Source organism: Streptomyces sp. NPDC014623, assembly GCF_043088245.1.
GTDB lineage: Bacteria > Actinomycetota > Actinomycetes > Streptomycetales > Streptomycetaceae > Streptomyces.
Window position 1 is genome coordinate 1 of sequence record NZ_JBIBZU010000069.1, and the last position, 1,002, is coordinate 1,002.

Annotated in this window: 1 protein-coding gene; it reads left to right on the forward strand. The window is 67.7% G+C overall.

The window, feature by feature from the left end:
- Nucleotides 1-1,002 (forward strand): diaminobutyrate--2-oxoglutarate transaminase (gene ectB, locus ACF1FZ_RS35085; protein WP_391777416.1); only part of this gene is annotated, 1,002 nt, incomplete at both ends.

Below are 1,002 nucleotides of genomic sequence, written 5' to 3' on the forward strand. Positions count from 1 at the left end.
CCTCGAATCGGAAGTACGGAGCTACTGCCGCAGCTGGCCCGCGGTGTTCGACCGGGCGCAGGGCGCCCGGCTGACGGACGAGGACGGCCACTCGTACCTGGACTTCTTCGCCGGTGCCGGTTCCCTCAACTACGGCCACAACAACCCGGTGCTGAAACGCGCGCTGATCGACTACATCGAGCGTGACGGCATCACCCACGGCCTGGACATGGCCACGACGGCCAAACGGGCGTTCCTGGAGACGTTCGAGAACGTGGTCCTGCGCCCGCGGGATCTGCCCTACAAGGTGATGTTCCCCGGCCCGACCGGTACGAACGCCGTCGAGTCGGCGCTCAAGCTCGCCCGTAAGGTCAAGGGCCGTGAGTCGGTGGTCTCCTTCACCAACGCCTTCCACGGCATGTCGCTCGGCTCCCTGGCGGTGACCGGCAACGCCTTCAAGCGCGCCGGGGCGGGCATTCCGCTGGTGCACGGCACGCCGATGCCGTTCGACAACTACTTCGACGGCCAGGTGCCCGACTTCCTGTGGTTCGAGCGGCTGCTGGAGGACCAGGGCTCGGGGCTGAACAAGCCGGCCGCGGTGATCGTGGAGACCGTGCAGGGCGAGGGCGGCATCAACGTCGCCCGCGCCGAGTGGCTGCGTGCGCTGCAGGAGCTGTGCCACCGCCAGGACATGCTCCTGATCGTGGACGACATCCAGATGGGCTGCGGCCGGACCGGTGGTTTCTTCTCCTTCGAGGAGGCCGGCATCGTCCCGGACATCGTGACGCTGTCGAAGTCGATCAGCGGTTACGGTCTGCCGATGGCGCTCTGCCTGTTCAAGGGGGAGCTGGACGTGTGGGAGCCGGGTGAGCACAACGGCACCTTCCGCGGCAACAACCCCGCCTTCGTCACCGCCGCCGCCACCCTCGACGCCTACTGGGCCGACGGCCAGATGGAGAAGCAGACCCTGGCCCGCGGCGAGCAGGTCGAACAGACACTGCTGGCCATCTGCGGCGAGGAGGA